We start from the raw sequence: 1,420 nt of genomic DNA on the forward strand, positions 1-1,420 counted from the left end.
CAGATCGTCTCGACGGGTGAGGCGCTGATGGAACGCCGCCTGTCGGAGATCCCAACCGACGAATGGAATGATATCCGCTGTGACATCACGCCCAGGGAGTATGTCCTGGACTACCTCGCCCATTCCTTCCCGGTGCAGCTCTACGAGCCTTTCACCGACAGCGAGGGCAATCTCTCGTCGCGGCCCGTCACGCGAGACGGCCAACCGGTCGAATGCCGCGAAGCCGTCCGCCGTCGAGACGCGCTGATCGAGAAGCTGGCCTCTCTGCCGCCGGTGCCGGGGGCGCTCGACCAGATCATCCAGCGCTTCGGCACGGATCTCGTGGCCGAGGTCACGGGCCGGTCGCGCCGCATCGTGCGCAAGGGCGAAGGGCATTCGGCACGGCTCGTGGTGGAGAACCGGGCTGGAGCCGCGAACCTCGCGGAAACCCAAGCCTTCATGGATGACGAAAAGCGTATCCTGATCTTCTCGGATGCCGGCGGCACCGGGCGCAGCTATCACGCCGATCTCGGGGCGAAGAACCAGCGCTTGCGGGTCCACTACCTCTTGGAGCCCGGCTGGAAGGCAGATGCGGCGATTCAGGGCCTTGGTCGCACCAACCGCACCAATCAGGCGCAGCCGCCGCTGTTCCGGCCAGTGGCCACCGATGTCAAAGCGGAGAAGCGGTTCCTGTCGACCATTGCGCGACGTCTCGACACGCTTGGCGCTATAACGCGCGGCCAGCGCCAGACCGGTGGGCAAGGGCTGTTCCGGCCGGAAGACAACCTCGAGTCGCCCTACGCCCGCGACGCCCTGCGCCACCTTTACCGCCGCATCTATCGTGGCGATTTGGCGGGCTGTTCGCTCGGGGCTTTCGAGGATGTGACCGGGCTCAGCCTGACCGATGACAACGGGCTGAAGGACGACCTGCCGCCGATCACAACCTTCCTCAATCGCCTGCTGGCGCTGACGATCGACATGCAAGCCGTGCTATTCTCGGTCTTCGAGGAATTGCTCGACCAGCGGATCGAGGGCGCCATCGCCGCCGGGGTCTATGATCTCGGGCTCGAGACGCTGCGCGCCGAGAGCTTCCGCGTCACGGATGCGCGGGTGATCTACACCCATCCTGGCTCGGGTGCGGAAACCCAGCTTCTGACCATCGCGGAAAAGCGCCGCAACACGCCGACAGCGCTCGTGGATGCGCTCGACTGGCTCGATGATCCAAAGGCGCGGCTCTTGGTCAACAGCCGCTCAGGCCGGGCGGCGGTGCAGGTGCCCGCCACCAGCCTGATGCTGAACGATGGCACCATCGAGCCGCGCCTGCGCCTGATTCGCCCGCTTGATGCCAGCACGGTCCCGGCCAAGGTCATGGAGGACACCCACTGGCTCGAGGCCGACCGCGCGGCCTTCACTGCGGCGTGGACTGCGGAACTGGCCGAGG

The 1,420-nt window shown here is 66.1% G+C and carries 1 protein-coding gene; it reads left to right on the plus strand.

Annotated elements, in window-relative coordinates; translation table 11 throughout:
* Positions 1–1,420 (plus strand): strawberry notch C-terminal domain-containing protein (locus tag AC2FL1_RS23450; RefSeq protein ID WP_496878530.1); only part of this gene is annotated, 1,420 nt, incomplete at both ends.

Source organism: Ruegeria sp. YKSF070 (assembly GCF_059612725.1).